The organism is Empedobacter sp. UBA6745, assembly GCF_002453775.1.
In the GTDB taxonomy this organism is placed as follows: Bacteria; Bacteroidota; Bacteroidia; order Flavobacteriales; family Weeksellaceae; genus Empedobacter; species Empedobacter falsenii_C.
This window is the reverse complement of record NZ_DKHL01000046.1, coordinates 139,434-154,748: the sequence shown is the minus strand read 5'-3', so window position 1 is coordinate 154,748 and position 15,315 is coordinate 139,434. Positions and strand designations below refer to the sequence as shown.

Genomic DNA, 15,315 nt, shown 5'->3' with positions numbered 1-15,315 from the left:
AATTTTAGGACACAAATATAAAAAAATTATACCGAATAATATAAATTCACACAACAAGGTATACAATTGATTAATAATGTTTAAATTGCCAACTCAAATTTTGGTTGAATGAAAAAAGGTTTAGTACTATTTTTATTCTTTGTTACTGGGGTGGTTTTCAGTCAAACAAAGAATAATAAAACTTATTATTTTTTTTCCATCGCTTATGGACAAGATAATGAAGTTTATGTAACAGATGTTTATGAAGCAAGCATCGATAACAAAGATATCTATGGCAAACTGGCAGATAGATATACAAAGTTTCAGAATTATTTATTAAAAAATGGAACGATTAGTTCTTTAAAAGAAATTCAAACGGGTTACGAAAAGAATTATCAGAAAAAAGAACAAGCAGAAGCTGAACAAAAATACTTTCTATCTACATTAGAAAAACAACAATTTACAGCGAAAATGGTTAATTATTCGCTTTAAAACACAAAAAACCACTTCAAATGAAGTGGTTTTTTATTTCTTTTTTGAACTAATTTATTGATCATTCAATAATCTTGCAGCTTCTTTTGCAAAGTAAGTTGAAATCAGGTCTGCTCCAGCTCTTTTGAAACAAGTTAAAGACTCTAAAATAACTTTATCATTATCTAACCAACCTTTTTCTACAGCAGCTTTTATCATCGCATATTCACCTGAAACCTGATAAACAGAAACTGGAACTTGTAAATTATCTTTCACTAGTTTCACAATATCTAAATAAGCCATTCCTGGTTTTACCATCAAAATATCTGCACCTTCTTCTACATCTGCAATTGCTTCGCGCAACGCTTCTTGTGAATTATGGTAATCCATTTGATAGGTTTTTTTATCTTTCGGAATTTCTTGAGAATCAACTGGTGCAGAATCTAAAGCAGTACGGAAAGGTCCATAAAAAGACGATGCATATTTCGCAGCATACGTCATAATTCCTACATTATGAAAACCGTTTTCCTCCAACGCAGCACGCATCGCTCCTATTCGACCATCCATCATATCAGAAGGCGCAACAAAATCTGCACCAGCTTCTGCATGAGACAACGTCATTTTTACCAAAGCGTCAACAGTTTCATCATTAATAACTTCTCCATTTTTGATGATTCCGTCGTGACCATAAATTGAATATGGATCTAAGGCAACATCAGGCATTACAATCATTTCTGGAACTGCATCTTTAATTGCTTTGATTGTATTTTGCATCAATCCGTTTGGATTCCAAGCCTCTTTACCTGTATTATCTTTTAAGTTATCACTAACTTTACAATATATGTTAACTGATTTTATACCTAAATCCCAAATTTCTTTTACTTCTTTTACAGTATTGTCAAGAGATTGGCGGTAAATACCTGGCATTGCAGCAATTTCTTCTTTCACACCTTCTCCTTCAGCCATAAAAATTGGTAAAATAAAATCGTTTGGTGACAAATGATTTTCGCGAATCATACTACGAATTGATTCATTTTTGCGTAGTCGTCTATGTCTGTTATATAAAAACATTTGATTAAAATTTTAGACAAATTTACTCGATTTCATTTGAATAAGGCTAATGAATAATATCAATTATATTTATTAATTTTAAAAGAAAATCAATCATTTGAATAATCAGTTAAAATATTTATCATTCATTATATTATTTGGATTAATTTCTTGCAAAATCACAAGAAGAATTTATTAATTCTGTTAAAACAATCAAATTCAAAAAATAGATTTAAACTTGCGCAAACGTAGCTAAACAAATATCTTTGTAGCATGCGAATAGATATTATCACTGTTTTACCCGAATTATTAGTTAGTCCATTTTCTGCCTCGATTATGAAACGTGCGCAAGACAAAGGTTTAGCTGAAATTCATGTTCACGATTTGAGAGATTTTGGAAAAGGACGTTATCGTCATGTAGATGATTATCCGTACGGAGGAACTTCTGGAATGGTGATTATGTGCGAGCCTTTGGACAAAATGATTTCGAAATTGAAAGATGAACGTACGTATGATGAAATTATTTATTTGACGCCAGATGGTGAAACGTTGAATCAAACAATTGCGAATGATTTATCGTTGAAAGGAAATCTTATGATGATTTGTGGACATTACAAAGGTATCGATCAACGTATTCGAGATATGTATGTTACAAGAGAAATTTCGATTGGTGATTATGTACTTTCGGGTGGTGAATTTGGTGCAATTATTTTGGCTGATTCTATTATTCGATTGTTACCTGGAGTAATTGGTGATGAGACTTCTGCCCTTTCAGATTCGTTTCAAGATGATTTGTTGGCGCCACCAATTTACACACGTCCAGCCGAATATAAAGGTCTTAAAGTTCCTGATGTTTTACTTTCTGGTAACTTTCCTAAAATAGAGGAATGGCTACATGAACAAGCAATTGAACGTACAAAAGAGCGTCGCCCAGATTTGTTGGAAAAAAGATCAAAATAAACTAAAAAAGCTTCTAATTAGGAAGCTTTTTTTCATAAATAATTTATTGTATCTTAATTCAATATATTATTTATGAAATACATCTATTTTTTTATACTTATATTATCTTTTAATTCTTGTAAAAATAATTCCGAAGCTGACAATAAATTATTAGAACAAATACAAGGTGTCTGGTCAACTAAAATGGTAGTTTTAGATCCAGTTATTTATAAATTCGATCAGGATTCAATATATAATAATAAAGGATATTATGATGGTATCTATGAAACTTATGGAATTCGAGAGCATAAAAAATTTATACCTACTAAATTTTTAGGTAATTCAATCAAATTCTATGTAAGAGATTCAACAGTTCATTATTTTGATTCTATCAATAGACCAAAACCATTTTTTAAAATTTTATCAATAAATAAAGAAGAAATGGTTATCAAATATAATAATGATTCTAGTCTTGATACACTTGGAAGAAGAGATAATAATACCAAAACTCCATTAGATTATGATCAAATTATCTATACGACAAGTGGTTGTTATGGAAGTTGTAGTATAATAAATATCGCTATTCAAAAAAATGGAACTATTATTAGTGCTAATGAAGCTTTTAATGGAAAAAAGGGCGTTTTTGAAGGTAAATTAGATAAAAAATTTCATCAATTTTTAGAGCAGAAAATTAATGACGCAGAATTACTTTCATTAAAAGATAATTATGAAGAACAAATTACAGATCAATCAGAAGATTTGTTACTTGTCATAAAGAAGGATAAAATTATAAAATCGATACGTGTTTATGCTTATCCTATAAATTCTTCTTATTCGAGTTTGGAATTAGCTCTTATTTATTCAGGTTCTATAATGAATGATCAAAAGAAATACCATGAATCTGAATACTTCCCACTACTCAGTTTAATCAATATTAATGGAAAACAATTAAGCAAAGCACAAACTTTCTTATTTTGGACAGAATTAATGAAGCATCCTTCAAATAAACTATCAATAAAAAATCAACAAACTTATAAAACAGAATTTTATTACTATTATTTTGGTGAAGAATTAGGAGAAATTAATCCTTGTAAATTACTTACTATAAAAGGAAATGGTCAACAATTTGAATTAACTTTTGAAAATAATCAAAAACATTATTACGATTTAGGATATAATTTTATACAACGATATATAGACTAAAAAAAGCTTCCTAATTGGAAGCTTTTTTAATATTTTTTATTTAATTCGATGAATATATTCAATTACTTTATCGTTAAAAATTTGTGGTTGATCGACATTCACGACATGTCCACAATCTTCGATAACAATCAATTCTGAATGTTTAGTATGTGCTTTTGTTAATTCCTGAATCGAAGGCAAAAACATATGATCTTCTGCTCCCATCACATATAAAGTCGGAATATTCAATTCAACTTTTCGAAACCATTTTAGCAATGGATTTACATCCGCAGTAAGTTTAAACCATTTCAAAAATTCTTTTTGATACAATTTTTTCGCTTCATTGATAAATAATAACCTTGATTCCTTGTGCGTATTTTTTGGCATTATAGCGAAAGCAAAAATTCGATACAAGATCAAATAAGGCAACATATGTTTGAAAGTATTTCCAACATTAATCAAAAATTGACATTGAAAATTAATTTTCATAATTGCACCTCCCATCACCATTGATTTGAATCGCTCCGAATAATCTTCTGCCAATTGTCGAATTACAATCGTTCCCAAAGACATCCCAACAAAATGCGTTTTATCAATATTTAAATGATCTAAAACATCAATGACATCTTTTGAAACCGATTTGAAAGTATAACGTTTTTCGAAAAGCGCTTTCAAGTTTTTCTTAGAACGTCCGTGTCCTCTCAAATCCATTAACAAAACATTAAAATGTTTGCGAAATTCACGCAATTGTTTGAACCAAATCGTAGAACTTCCTCCTGCTCCATGAACAAAAGTAACCCATTCTGTACTCGTTGGATGATTATATGTAGTGTATGCTAACAATTTTCTAAATAAGTTTTTCGCAAAATTAAACTAAAAACTATGCCAAACATAATAATTACTAGGTTTTAAGAAATTTTTAATCTTCATCATCGTCGTCATCTATAAAAGAACCAGTCTTTTTCAAGTAAAAAACATCGTTCATTACTTCTGCTTTCACATAATTTAGCTCTTCTTGCTCTTTCATTCGATCCGTAAATAACGTTCCTGTTAAATGATCGTATTCGTGCTGAAAAATAACCGCTGTAAAACCTTCTACCGTTTCATCATGAAAATTTCCATCCAAATCATAATACTCCAATCGAAGAACCAAGCTTCTAAACACTTTTCCGAAAATATCAGGAATCGACAAACAACCTTCGCGACCGTGACGAACAATGTCCGAATACCAAGTAATTTTTGGATTGATAATAAACTCAAAAGGTTCACCTTCTTTATCAAAACGTTGTACCCAAACCGCGTTGCGATTAATCCCAATTTGTGGAGCTGCAATTCCAACACCTTTACTTGCTTCGTCTTGTACAGTCGCATACATACGATCGGCCAATAATTTGATTAACGGATCTTTTGGATCAATATCAATAGAAGTTGATTTTAAGATTTTTGTATCTGCATCCGAAGTCGTTAATAAAACACGAAAAGGATCATAGGAATTCTTTTCTTTTATTAATGTCGTTTCTGTCTTTGTTAATGGCGTATAAACAATGTTTTTCATATTTTTTGATTGAGCAAATAATGCAGAAGAACAAATCAATAAGCTATAGGTTAATGTTTTTATCATTTTTTAAGGATCAATTTGTCTAAAGAATATTTTCCTGCGCCTGATAAAAATATAACTAAATAATTGATTAAATAGAATAATCCCAATTCTTTTTTACCAAAATCATGATCTGCATGCACGATAAATACAGCAACTAACATCGTAATGATAAGTGGAATAACGGCTAAACGAGTAAATAATCCGACCAAAACTAAAAAAGCACAAAGAATTTCTGCAAAAACCGTTAAACCCAAAGATATTTCTGGTCCAAGTCCAATTGGATCACCAAATTCAAAATTACCATTGATTAATTTTTGCAATTTTCCGAATCCATGTGTAAACATAAATCCACCAGCAGCTAAACGTACTAATAACAATGACAAATCGATAAATGCAGGTTGATTACCTAAAAGTTTAAATTTTGTGCTCATTTTTTTATTTTTTTTCAAATATAAGTTCTAGTTTTTACGTTCACCTTTAAATAGATCAAGAAATTTACATTTTTGGATTAATTTTGGTTAATCTTTCTATTCAAGAATAAAAAATACAACATATGTTAAAAAACATTGCCTTAATTACCATATTATTTTCAGGTTTTGCATTTGCTCAAAAATCTGAATTACAACAAAATGATGTTTTAGGAAATCCAACTTTTATCGAAGAATCGATGCAAAAAGCACGTATTCGCATGAAGTTTATCGAAGGTTATGAAACCGAATATTACACAAAATCAACGTATAATAAAGATGGAAATCCAACAAAACGTGATTATTTTGATGAAGCTGGAAATAAAACTTTTGCTGAAACATTTAATTACAATGAATCAAATAAATTGATTTCGAGAGAAATGAAAAACAATGACGAAAGTTTAGTTTTCAATTTTGATTACGAATATACAACAGATGGTTATATCGTGACGAAAAGCGAAAATGATGTCAATGTTTCTAAAACGGAATATAAATTAGATCAAAATCAGAATGTAACTTACGAAAGAGAAACTAATTTATTGGAAGATTCGGATGTTTTTATAGAGAAAACGTTTCAATATCAAAATGGATTTTTAGTCAAAACATTGGTGAAATATAATCAAGGAACTTATACGTTGAATTATAAAAATGACGCAAAAGGCAATCCAATAGAGGAAACTTATGTAGACAAAGACAATAAACAAGTCAATAAATATGTTCGAAAATTTGATGAAAACAATAATATTATCGAAGAAACAGTGCTTGATGAAACAGGAAAAGTAAAGAATATTTCCACGATTAAATATCAATACGATAATCACAAAAATTGGATCAAACGAACACAATTCGTCAAAGATATTGATCAACCAATTTCAAATACAACAAGAACAATACGTTATTAGAAATACAAGAGCCAAGTTAATTTGGCTCTAATTTATTTGATTATTTAACTAAATGTTTTTAAATTTATTCAAATCAATTATTTAACTTCATCTATTATGATCAATAATGTGCAAGAATTTAATCGACTTTTTCAGTTATATCAAAAAGATAATCGTTTCAATTTGTACATAAATGATTATCCTAAAAATGAATTTTTGATTCAATTTTATTCAGATGAAATTGAAGATTTAAATTTGGAATATGTTGATATTAATTCAAATTCTATCAAAAAAATACATGATTATCGTGCAAAATTAAGTGATTTTTTTCAACCCGAAGAACTTCCAACATTAGAGATTAAATCAATTTCAGGTTATTTTAGTCATTTTGATTTCTATTTTATGACCAATGAAAAAACCTTTTTATTTAACTATATTCACCGCGATTTTTTGTCTCAATTAATTGATATTCTTCTTGCTGAATTAGATTGTAGTTTTATCAGCCGATTAAAGACTGAACTTTTAATCAATTTAGAATATGATTAATTTTTTTGTTAAACTTTTTTCAGCGACATTGTTTGACTTTTAAAAGAATTCTTTTTGCATAAAGCAAAGTAAAATGAATTTTGATCGAATTAATGAAAAGTTGAGCATCTTAGCAGATGCAGCGAAGTATGATGTTTCGTGTTCATCGAGCGGAAGTAAAAGACAAAACCAAAACAAAGGCTTAGGAAATGCATCTATGTCGGGGATTTGCCATTCGTTTACAGAAGATGGTCGATGCGTTTCTTTACTCAAAATTCTATTAACGAATCATTGTATTTATGATTGTGCTTTTTGCGTTTCTCGAAAAAGTAATGATGTAAAACGTGCTGCTTTTACAGTGCAAGAAGTGGTTGATTTAACGATTAATTTTTATCGTCGAAATTATATTGAAGGTTTATTCTTAAGTTCTGGAATTTTCAAAAATACTGATTTCACGATGGAACGCTTGCTTTTGATTGCGAAAAAGTTACGTCTTGAAGAGAATTTTAATGGATATATTCATCTCAAAACGATTCCTGGAGCGAGTGATGAATTATTGAAAGAAGCTGGTTTATATGCTGATCGAATGTCCATAAATCTCGAAATGCCAACAGAAGAAGGACTTAAATTAGTTGCACCAGAAAAATCACACGAAGATGTAAAAAAACCTTTAGGATTTATTCATCAACAACGAGTTGAGTTTAATGCTGAACGAAAATTAATCAAATCTACTCCAACCTTTGTTCCTGCTGGGCAATCTACACAAATGGTAATTGGTGCAACGCCCGAAAATGATATGCAAATTATGTATACAGCAAATCAATATTACAATGATTTCCAGTTGAAACGTGTATATTATTCAGGTTTTATTCCAATCAATCACAATGATAATATGTTTCCGTCTATCGGAACTCAACCACCTTTGTTACGAGAGAATAGACTGTATCAAACAGATTGGTTAATGCGTTTTTATCAATTTGATGTTACGGAGATTCTTAATCAACAAAATCCTCATTTGGATACTGATATCGATCCAAAATTGAGCTATGCTTTACGAAATTTACATCTTTATCCGATTGATATTAATACAGCCGATTATCATTTAATTCTACGAATTCCGGGAATTGGTGTTCAATCTGCGAAGAAAATTGTTACAGCTCGAAAATTTGGAAAAATCTATTCTTATCAATTAAAACATCTTGGAATTGCTTACAATAGAGCAAAATTTTTCATGACGTGTGCAGATGATCAATTTCAACAAAAAGATTTGCTTGGTTCGCAAATTAAAAATAGAATTTTGAGTTTTAGTAAAAGTAAATATCTTAAAAATCAGCCAAATCAATTAAATCTTTTTGACTAGTGGAAATTTATGTTTTTGATAATAGTTTTGAAGGTTTTTTAACGCTGATTTTTGATTATTATGTTAGAAAACCGAAGCAAATAAAAGTAGTTTCTGAAAGAGATTTTTTACCGTCGATGTTTGATGAAGTTTATACTGTGATTACAGATGAAGCAAAAGCAAAAAGAGTACATAAAAAACTAAAAGACAAACTAAATAAAACCAGTTACAAAGCTGTACAAGCTGTTTTCTTGTCAGAAGAACCTAAAGCTTATGAAAAGCTGTTTTATTATTGTTGTTTAATTATAAATGAAACAGCTGCAGTTCAATTAAATTATGGAAATGATTATGTTTTTTATGTCATGAAAATGTATCGATCAGTTCATAGAGAAAAGCATCATCATGAAGCATTTATCCGTTTTGAAAAGATTAATCAAGATTTATTTTTTGCGAAAACTGATCCAAAATATAATGTTTTACCTTTAATTATTAATCATTTCAGAAAAAGATATGCTGACCAGAATTGGATTATTTACGATACGATTCGAAAATATGGAATTTATTATGAAAAATCTTTTGGAAATATTCAACAAATACAATTAAATTTTACACCAAAATCTTCAACTACTCCAACTGAATACATTGATGTAAATGAGAATTTGTACCAAGAATTATGGAAATCTTATTTTAATTCGACAACAATCGAAGCAAGAAAAAATTCGAAGTTACAAATCCAAATGATGCCTAAACGTTTTTGGAAACACTTAACAGAATATAACTAAAAAAGGCTACGAAATTCGTAACCTTTTGCATATTATTACTTTTTTGGTAAGAAAACTTCCGCCATCATACAACGAGCACTTCCTCCTCCTAATTTTTCAATCAAATCTATCTTAACAGGTAAGATTGGATTATAAGCCTCAATTTTAGAAATTTGTTCTTGATTAAGTGAATTATAAGCCGTTTGCGACATTACCAAATATGATTGTCCTAAACCGCCAACTTGCAACATATTCCCAGCAAATTGATGCATTTGTGCTTCTGTAATTGCAATTATTTCTTTTCCAGCTTCTAACAAATACTCACAAACCGCTTTCTTTTCTTTTTTATCATCTATAGAATCCAAACAAATAATCGCATATTTATCTGCAATACACATCATTACATTGGTATGATAAATAGGTTTGCGTTCTCCATTTACAGTTTGATTCGCATGAAAAATAACTGGTGTATATTCTAATTCCTCACAAAATTCAATCAATAAATCTTCGTCAGTTCGTTGAGAAATACATGCATAAGCCAATTCATGTTCACGATCAAGAATAATACTTCCTGTTCCTTCCAAGAAAATTTCGTCTTCTTCTGCCGATGTAAAATCAATCACATCATCTATATGAAAACCTTTTTCTTCCAACAAACTCAACACATCTTCCTCACGACGCTCTTCTCTTCTATTTTTTGCAAACATAGGATATAACACAACATTTCCGTTATCGTGAAAAGAAATCCAATTGTTTGGGAAGATTGAATCTGGCGTATGTGGCGAAGCAGTATCTTTGATCGTGATAACATTTACACCTTTTGAACGCAAAGCAGAAACCATTCCTTGAAATTCTTCTAATGCTTCTTTCTGAATATCTTCTTGAGAGTCTGTTGTTTCCGTTTGGAAATAATTGTTAACAGCCGTTTCTGGATTGTAATAAAAAGCTGTTGGCTCAACCATTAAAATAGTTGAAGTATATTGTTTTTGTTTCATGTTATTTTCTAATTAATGGCATTGTAGAACATCTTAATAAACCTCCCATTTTAGAGACTTCGCGATAATTAATTCGTTCCACTTTTATGTTCCATACATTTTCTAAATGATCATTTAAACGCGTAAAATTTTTCTCAGAAACAACAACTTCAGGAGAAATTGAAAACACATTAGGATTCATCCAATACATTTCTTCTTTTGTCACTTCGAATAAATTTTCTTTCCCAAAAATATCGACAATTTGCTGATATTCATTCCCAAATAAAAAGCCGTCTTTATAAATAATTGCTTTGTCTTTCCCAACAGGATTGAATGTACAATCTAAATGTAAAATTCCTTCATATGGATTTTCATCATTCTTTTTTAATTCAAAATCCAAGACTTTTTTATTGGGAAATTTGGCTTTGATATACTCTACAAATTCAACATTTGTACGTCCTGTTTTATAATTTTTGAAATCAGCTTGTTTGTACGTTCCAACAAAAATATAATCGTTATACAAAATCACATCACCACCTTCTACATAAACTTCTTCTGGTAAAGCATTGATTTTATTTCCTTTGAATTGACGTTTTATTTCGCGATAGGCTTGTAATTCTTCTAAACGATCTGGAATAATATTAGAGATAAAGAATTCATCATCAATTACAAAACCGACATCACGAGAAAAAACTTGATTACAATCTTCGATCAATGTTGGACGTAAAACTTCAACATTATATTTCTTCAAAACTTGTTCAAATTCTGACATTTCCGCAATCAAATCTTCTTCTTTTGGATAATCGTTATTCTTTACGGTTTCATAAGATTTGGCATCGAACGTCTGATCAAGTGTAGGATTAGCTCCGTTAGATTCTGCTCGACCCAAGACTACAGTTTGCAGTTGAGCCGTTTCATTCTGTACATTTAATCGCATAATTTATTGTGGTTTTTAATTTTGTGTTCCAAAAAAAATCCCGCAATTGCGAGATTTAATTTTGTATAAATATACATTTTATTTTTGAATTCCTAAAGCTTTCAAGCCATTTACTGTTGCAATATTCGAAAGTTGTTCCACATCATAAAAGTGGCAAGACTCCAGCATTACACGCAGTTCTGTTAACAAATGACCATCAGAAAAAGGTTTGTAAATATCATTAATATTATCTGTTCCGAAGGCAACATTAATTCCTCTTGGAATCATTTCATCAACTGGCGTTACCGAATTGTGCGAAGGCGCCAAACGCTCTGTACGATTATGATCAATCCAAGCAGTTGGACAAGAAACGATGTGCATATCTGCTTTTTTGATTAAATCATATAATTCGTAACGATATTTTCTTGGATGAGCCGCTACAGAAATTGAGTGAACCGCAGAAACTTTTCCTTGCATTCCATGTTCAATCGTTTTCAATGCTAATTGCTCCGTTTCTTTTTCTTCGTCTGTATTGAATTGATCAACATGAACGTGAACCAATTTATTTTTTGCTTTTGCAGTTGATAATAAAATATCTAAATGCTCATCTTCTCTACCGAAATCTTTTGCAGGTAAACCTCCGATAATATCCACAAAATCAGAAGACATATCAAACCATTCGCGCGCTTTAGGATCAATAACTCCTTTCAACACTTGGTTTGCAAAACGCATTTCGATGTCTTTTCCGTAATTATCTTTTAAGCGTTGAGCCGCTTGAATACTACGATCTTCGATCACTTCATCCGCATCAATAAAAGAACCAATTGCTTGACAACCTTGCTCTAACATGAAATTAATCGCTTTTTCCATACGGAAATAAATATCATCAACAGATGAATTGCGTTTCATGTCATCAACTAAATGCCATTTTTCTTTTAGGTAAGAATTAGATAATGCGAAAGTGTCCGAAGTCAATGAATAAGCTCTGTCTAAGTGTGAATGCGTATTAACCCAACCTCCTTTTTCGTTGATTTTTTCAAGTACTTCTTCAATTGGATTATAGTTTTGTTTGTTCATCGTGAGTTTGTTTGTTTTCGGGATGTAAAATTAACAAGATTATTCAATAGAAATGAAGCGATATTATCAAAAAGATTTCTGTAACTTTGTGCCTTTGTTAGTAACATCAGCGAATAAAAAAGTCCAACTAAATGTTGGACTTTTTTGTTTGTTTATTTTTTTTAAGAAAAAGTTCTATTTTACCATCTGGATATTTTGAATTAGGCTTTGTAAACTTTACATGATCTACTAAATCCATATTTATTGCAATAAAACTTGCATAATCAACATCTTTTCCGTCAATTGAATAACCTATTTTTAAATCTTTTTTTGGTTTACAAATGATTAATTTAGAATTTTTAATTCCAGGAATTGTGTCATTCAAAGTTTTAGATTGTGCAAAACTCAACATTGGGAGAAATACAAAAGCTAATAATAGTTTTTTCATATCATTAATATTTGTTCCATGATTTCTCAAACTTTTATGTTATGATTCTTTCTCTTTTTTGGAAACAATATCAATTTTCCCGTTTGGATATTTTTTGTCTGTTTTGATAACAGTAATATATTTAATATCATCTGAATTCATTTTAGTAAAAATACTTTTATCTACTCTTTCTCCATCTAGAAAAACTGCGGGATCATTTGATTCTTTAATAACCGAACTATCAAAAATTCCTTTACGTGGAGATTCATTTACATCTTGTGCAAAACTCAACATTGGAAGAAATACAAAAGCTAATAATAGTTTTTTCATAAATAGTTAATTTATATAAAGTTAAACAAATATTTTATATAAACTAATTTTTATATGTTCGTTTTACAGATTGAATTCCTTCAATATTCTTCAATTCCATCATGATTTTTTCTAATTCGGCTTTATTTTTAACAGAAACTGTAATCTTTCCATCAAAAATACCTGCATCCTCAGATAAATTAATACTATGCATGTTCAACGAGTTATTTTTTGAAATAACTAACGTAATATCACTCACCATTCCAGCTCGATCCAATCCTTGTAGCTCAATCAACGCTTTGAACTCTTGTTGAGAAGAATCAATCCATTTTGCTTTTATAATTCTGTACGCATAATTTGCTTGCAAAGAAACTGAATTTGGACAATCTACTTTATGTACTTTTATTCCTTTTGAAACTGTGATAAAACCATATACTTTGTCACCCGGAATTGGATTACAACAACTCGCTAATTCGTAATCTAAACGTTCTTCATCATTCCCAAATACAAGACTATCTAATTTCGTTTTGTCGACAGGAATATCATCTTTTTTAGTTGTATTGAATGTTGATTTTCTGAAACGGTTAATCAACCCTGTGAAGCCAGTATTTCGTTCTGCAAATTTGCGTAAATCATTGTTGTCAATAATTCCCATTGCAACATTATAGAATACATCTTGACTCGAACTTAACTTAAAGTATTGCTGTAACTGATTAGTTGTATTATCATTAAAATCAACCTTTAAGTGTCTTAATTTTCGTTGAATAATTTCTTTTCCATCTTCTGCAACTTTACGTTTATCCGAGTTTAAAGAAGCTTTAATTTTACTTCTAGCTTTACTCGTTACAACATATTCTAACCACTCTAATTTTGGTTTTTGTTGCGTTGAAGTAATAATTTCTACTTGATCTCCACTTTGCAATTGATGCGACAAGGGATACAATTTACCGTTCACTTTTGCACCCAAACAATGGTCACCAACATTGGTGTGAATAGAGTAAGCAAAATCCAACGAACTCGCTCCTTTTGGTAACGAATGTAAATCTCCTTTTGGTGTAAAAACATAAATCTCTTTGGAGTACAAATTGAATTTGAAATTATCCATAAATTCAATCGCATCCTTGGTATCTTCTTGCTCCAACATTTCACGAACTTGATGAATCCACTCATCAACTTTCGTTTCGTCGTCCGATACATTTTCTTTGTATTTATAGTGTGCTGCAATACCCATTTCGGCAACTTCGTCCATTCTTTCGGAACGAATTTGTACTTCTACCCAACGTGCTTGTGGTCCCATAACCGTTGCGTGAAGCGATTCATAACCCGTTGTTTTGGGTTGAGAAATCCAGTCGCGCATACGTTTTGGATTTGGAATAAATAAATCCGTTACCAACGAATAAATTTTCCAAGCTAAAAATTTTTCATTCTTTTTGTCCGAACGATAAATTACACGAATCGCAAACAAATCAAAAACTTCCTCGAAAGGAATTCCTTGATTAACTGTTTTCCGATAAATTGAATTGATTGATTTTGAACGACCTTTTATCTCAAATTCTAAACCTTCGGCTTCAAGTTTTTCTGAAATAGTCTTACAGAAATCATCAATGTATTTTTTTCTTTCGGCTTCTGTTTCTGTTAATTTATGTTCAATATTAAAATACGCATCCGGTTTAGTGTATTTCAAACTCAAATCTTCCAATTCTGATTTGATGTTATACAATCCCATTCTGTGAGCCAAAGGCGCATATATAAAAATGGTTTCGGATGCTATTTTTAACTGTTTATCCTCGCGCATACTTTCTAACGTACGCATATTGTGTAAACGATCTGCAATTTTGATCAAAATCACACGAACATCTTCAGATAAAGTCAGTAATAATTTTTTATAATTTTCTGATTGTATCGAAACATCTTGTTTATTTAAGACAGCAATTTTTGTTAATCCATCTATAATTTTTGCAATCTTTTTTCCAAAAAGTTTCTCAATATCTTCTAACGTATATTCTGTATCTTCTACTACATCATGCATTAAAGCCGCAGAAATTGATGTAGCGCCAAGCCCAATTTCGTCAGCAACAATTTTGGCAACAGCAATCGGATGATAAATATATGGTTCGCCTGTTTTTCTGCGCTGATCTTTGTGCGCATCAACAGCCAAATCAAAAGCTTTACGAATCAGCTTTTTATCTTCATCTGATAAAGTGACATATGTATTTTGAAGCATCTCTTTATAACGTCTCGTTATCTCAATGTTCTCTCTCTCTAATTGTTCGTCTGTAATAACATGAGGCGTATCCATCTTTCTTATGTTTTTGTTGATTTAGAAAAAAGCTTTAATTCCCTTTATTTAACTGCTTTCTTCGAAGGATTAAATATACAATATTTTATTTTTTATAGACTATAATATTCAACTGATTTTATCGTGTATTTTAAGTCTTT

17 protein-coding genes are annotated in these 15,315 nt (G+C 30.3%); 7 read left to right on the top strand and 10 right to left on the bottom strand.

Annotation, left to right across the window (positions count from 1 at the left end):
• The first annotated feature begins 108 nt into the window (after nt 1–108).
• Complete coding sequence (locus B4H69_RS13345) at nt 109–471, top strand: hypothetical protein (protein WP_291094426.1); 363 nt, start codon at nt 109–111, stop codon at nt 469–471.
• A gap of 54 nt (nt 472–525) precedes the next feature.
• On the opposite strand, the gene hemB is transcribed toward B4H69_RS13345, so the two are convergent.
• The gene (hemB, locus tag B4H69_RS13340) at nt 526–1,521 is read right to left on the bottom strand and encodes a porphobilinogen synthase (RefSeq protein ID WP_038334133.1); all 996 of its coding nucleotides are present in this window, start codon (nt 1,519–1,521) and stop codon (nt 526–528) included.
• 252 nt (nt 1,522–1,773) lie between these two features.
• Here hemB and trmD point away from each other — a divergent pair, with 252 nt between their 5' ends.
• Together trmD and B4H69_RS13330 are read left to right on the top strand one after the other, a co-directional pair.
• On the top strand, nt 1,774–2,460 hold the full coding sequence (gene trmD, locus B4H69_RS13335) for a tRNA (guanosine(37)-N1)-methyltransferase TrmD (protein WP_115000229.1): 687 nt from the start codon (nt 1,774–1,776) through the stop codon (nt 2,458–2,460).
• A gap of 72 nt (nt 2,461–2,532) precedes the next feature.
• Nucleotides 2,533–3,642 (top strand): DUF6438 domain-containing protein, encoded by a 1,110-nt coding sequence (locus tag B4H69_RS13330; RefSeq protein ID WP_291094423.1) that lies wholly within the window; start codon nt 2,533–2,535, stop codon nt 3,640–3,642.
• Nucleotides 3,643–3,678: 36 nt separating this feature from the next.
• Here B4H69_RS13330 and B4H69_RS13325 read toward each other — a convergent pair whose 3' ends face one another.
• The 3 genes from B4H69_RS13325 to B4H69_RS13315 form a co-directional block, all read right to left on the bottom strand.
• Nucleotides 3,679–4,464: an alpha/beta fold hydrolase gene (locus B4H69_RS13325; RefSeq protein WP_125349375.1), complete on the bottom strand. Its 786-nt coding sequence runs from the start codon at nt 4,462–4,464 to the stop codon at nt 3,679–3,681.
• A gap of 76 nt (nt 4,465–4,540) precedes the next feature.
• The gene (gene def, locus B4H69_RS13320; RefSeq protein ID WP_180904371.1) at nt 4,541–5,242 is read right to left on the bottom strand and encodes a peptide deformylase; all 702 of its coding nucleotides are present in this window, start codon (nt 5,240–5,242) and stop codon (nt 4,541–4,543) included.
• Entirely contained in the window at nt 5,239–5,652 is a 414-nt protein-coding gene (locus tag B4H69_RS13315) for a DoxX family protein (RefSeq protein WP_180904370.1), read from the bottom strand. Before B4H69_RS13315 ends, def begins: the two co-directional genes overlap by 4 nt.
• 122 nt (nt 5,653–5,774) lie before the next feature.
• Between B4H69_RS13315 and B4H69_RS13310 the strand changes: the two genes are divergently transcribed.
• From B4H69_RS13310 to B4H69_RS13295, 4 genes are all read left to right on the top strand, one after another.
• Nucleotides 5,775–6,590, top strand: coding sequence for a hypothetical protein (locus B4H69_RS13310; RefSeq protein WP_180904369.1), 816 nt, complete (start codon nt 5,775–5,777; stop codon nt 6,588–6,590).
• A 96-nt stretch (nt 6,591–6,686) separates the two neighbouring features.
• Nucleotides 6,687–7,115, top strand: coding sequence for a hypothetical protein (locus B4H69_RS13305; RefSeq protein ID WP_291094420.1), 429 nt, complete (start codon nt 6,687–6,689; stop codon nt 7,113–7,115).
• A gap of 73 nt (nt 7,116–7,188) precedes the next feature.
• Complete coding sequence (locus tag B4H69_RS13300) at nt 7,189–8,454, top strand: putative DNA modification/repair radical SAM protein (RefSeq protein WP_180904368.1); 1,266 nt, start codon at nt 7,189–7,191, stop codon at nt 8,452–8,454.
• On the top strand, nt 8,454–9,215 hold the full coding sequence (locus B4H69_RS13295; RefSeq protein ID WP_180904367.1) for a TIGR03915 family putative DNA repair protein: 762 nt from the start codon (nt 8,454–8,456) through the stop codon (nt 9,213–9,215). The genes B4H69_RS13300 and B4H69_RS13295 overlap by 1 nt, the downstream gene beginning before the upstream one ends.
• Nucleotides 9,216–9,250: 35 nt before the next feature.
• On the opposite strand, the gene ctlX is transcribed toward B4H69_RS13295, so the two are convergent.
• The 6 genes from ctlX to B4H69_RS13265 all read right to left on the bottom strand — a co-directional run bounded on the left by ctlX (nt 9,251) and on the right by B4H69_RS13265 (nt 15,175).
• Nucleotides 9,251–10,189: a citrulline utilization hydrolase CtlX gene (gene ctlX, locus B4H69_RS13290; RefSeq protein ID WP_038335795.1), complete on the bottom strand. Its 939-nt coding sequence runs from the start codon at nt 10,187–10,189 to the stop codon at nt 9,251–9,253.
• A 1-nt stretch (nt 10,190) separates the two neighbouring features.
• Nucleotides 10,191–11,105: a dimethylarginine dimethylaminohydrolase family protein gene (locus tag B4H69_RS13285; protein ID WP_180904366.1), complete on the bottom strand. Its 915-nt coding sequence runs from the start codon at nt 11,103–11,105 to the stop codon at nt 10,191–10,193.
• A gap of 78 nt (nt 11,106–11,183) precedes the next feature.
• The gene (locus B4H69_RS13280) at nt 11,184–12,161 is read right to left on the bottom strand and encodes an amidohydrolase family protein (RefSeq protein ID WP_125349365.1); all 978 of its coding nucleotides are present in this window, start codon (nt 12,159–12,161) and stop codon (nt 11,184–11,186) included.
• Between the two features lie 127 nt (nt 12,162–12,288).
• On the bottom strand, nt 12,289–12,588 hold the full coding sequence (locus tag B4H69_RS13275) for a hypothetical protein (RefSeq protein WP_180904364.1): 300 nt from the start codon (nt 12,586–12,588) through the stop codon (nt 12,289–12,291).
• Between the two features lie 39 nt (nt 12,589–12,627).
• Complete coding sequence (locus B4H69_RS13270) at nt 12,628–12,897, bottom strand: hypothetical protein (protein ID WP_180904363.1); 270 nt, start codon at nt 12,895–12,897, stop codon at nt 12,628–12,630.
• Nucleotides 12,898–12,940: 43 nt separating this feature from the next.
• The gene (locus tag B4H69_RS13265; protein ID WP_291094415.1) at nt 12,941–15,175 is read right to left on the bottom strand and encodes a RelA/SpoT family protein; all 2,235 of its coding nucleotides are present in this window, start codon (nt 15,173–15,175) and stop codon (nt 12,941–12,943) included.
• Nucleotides 15,176–15,315: the final 140 nt, after the last annotated feature.

Excerpts from the sequence above, each read along its gene's own strand:
- trmD (WP_115000229.1), top strand. The coding sequence starts at position 1,774 with ATGCGAATAGATATTATCACTGTTTTACCCGAATTATTAGTTAGTCCA.
- B4H69_RS13280 (WP_125349365.1), bottom strand. The coding sequence starts at position 12,161 with ATGAACAAACAAAACTATAATCCAATTGAAGAAGTACTTGAAAAAATC.
- B4H69_RS13310 (WP_180904369.1), top strand. The coding sequence starts at position 5,775 with ATGTTAAAAAACATTGCCTTAATTACCATATTATTTTCAGGTTTTGCA.
- B4H69_RS13305 (WP_291094420.1), top strand. The coding sequence starts at position 6,687 with ATGATCAATAATGTGCAAGAATTTAATCGACTTTTTCAGTTATATCAA.
- B4H69_RS13315 (WP_180904370.1), bottom strand. The coding sequence starts at position 5,652 with ATGAGCACAAAATTTAAACTTTTAGGTAATCAACCTGCATTTATCGAT.
- B4H69_RS13270 (WP_180904363.1), bottom strand. The coding sequence starts at position 12,897 with ATGAAAAAACTATTATTAGCTTTTGTATTTCTTCCAATGTTGAGTTTT.
- B4H69_RS13300 (WP_180904368.1), top strand. The coding sequence starts at position 7,189 with ATGAATTTTGATCGAATTAATGAAAAGTTGAGCATCTTAGCAGATGCA.
- B4H69_RS13345 (WP_291094426.1), top strand. The coding sequence starts at position 109 with ATGAAAAAAGGTTTAGTACTATTTTTATTCTTTGTTACTGGGGTGGTT.
- def (WP_180904371.1), bottom strand. The coding sequence starts at position 5,242 with ATGATAAAAACATTAACCTATAGCTTATTGATTTGTTCTTCTGCATTA.
- B4H69_RS13285 (WP_180904366.1), bottom strand. The coding sequence starts at position 11,105 with ATGCGATTAAATGTACAGAATGAAACGGCTCAACTGCAAACTGTAGTC.
- B4H69_RS13330 (WP_291094423.1), top strand. The coding sequence starts at position 2,533 with ATGAAATACATCTATTTTTTTATACTTATATTATCTTTTAATTCTTGT.
- ctlX (WP_038335795.1), bottom strand. The coding sequence starts at position 10,189 with ATGAAACAAAAACAATATACTTCAACTATTTTAATGGTTGAGCCAACA.
- B4H69_RS13275 (WP_180904364.1), bottom strand. The coding sequence starts at position 12,588 with ATGAAAAAACTATTATTAGCTTTTGTATTTCTCCCAATGTTGAGTTTT.
- hemB (WP_038334133.1), bottom strand. The coding sequence starts at position 1,521 with ATGTTTTTATATAACAGACATAGACGACTACGCAAAAATGAATCAATT.
- B4H69_RS13265 (WP_291094415.1), bottom strand. The coding sequence starts at position 15,175 with ATGGATACGCCTCATGTTATTACAGACGAACAATTAGAGAGAGAGAAC.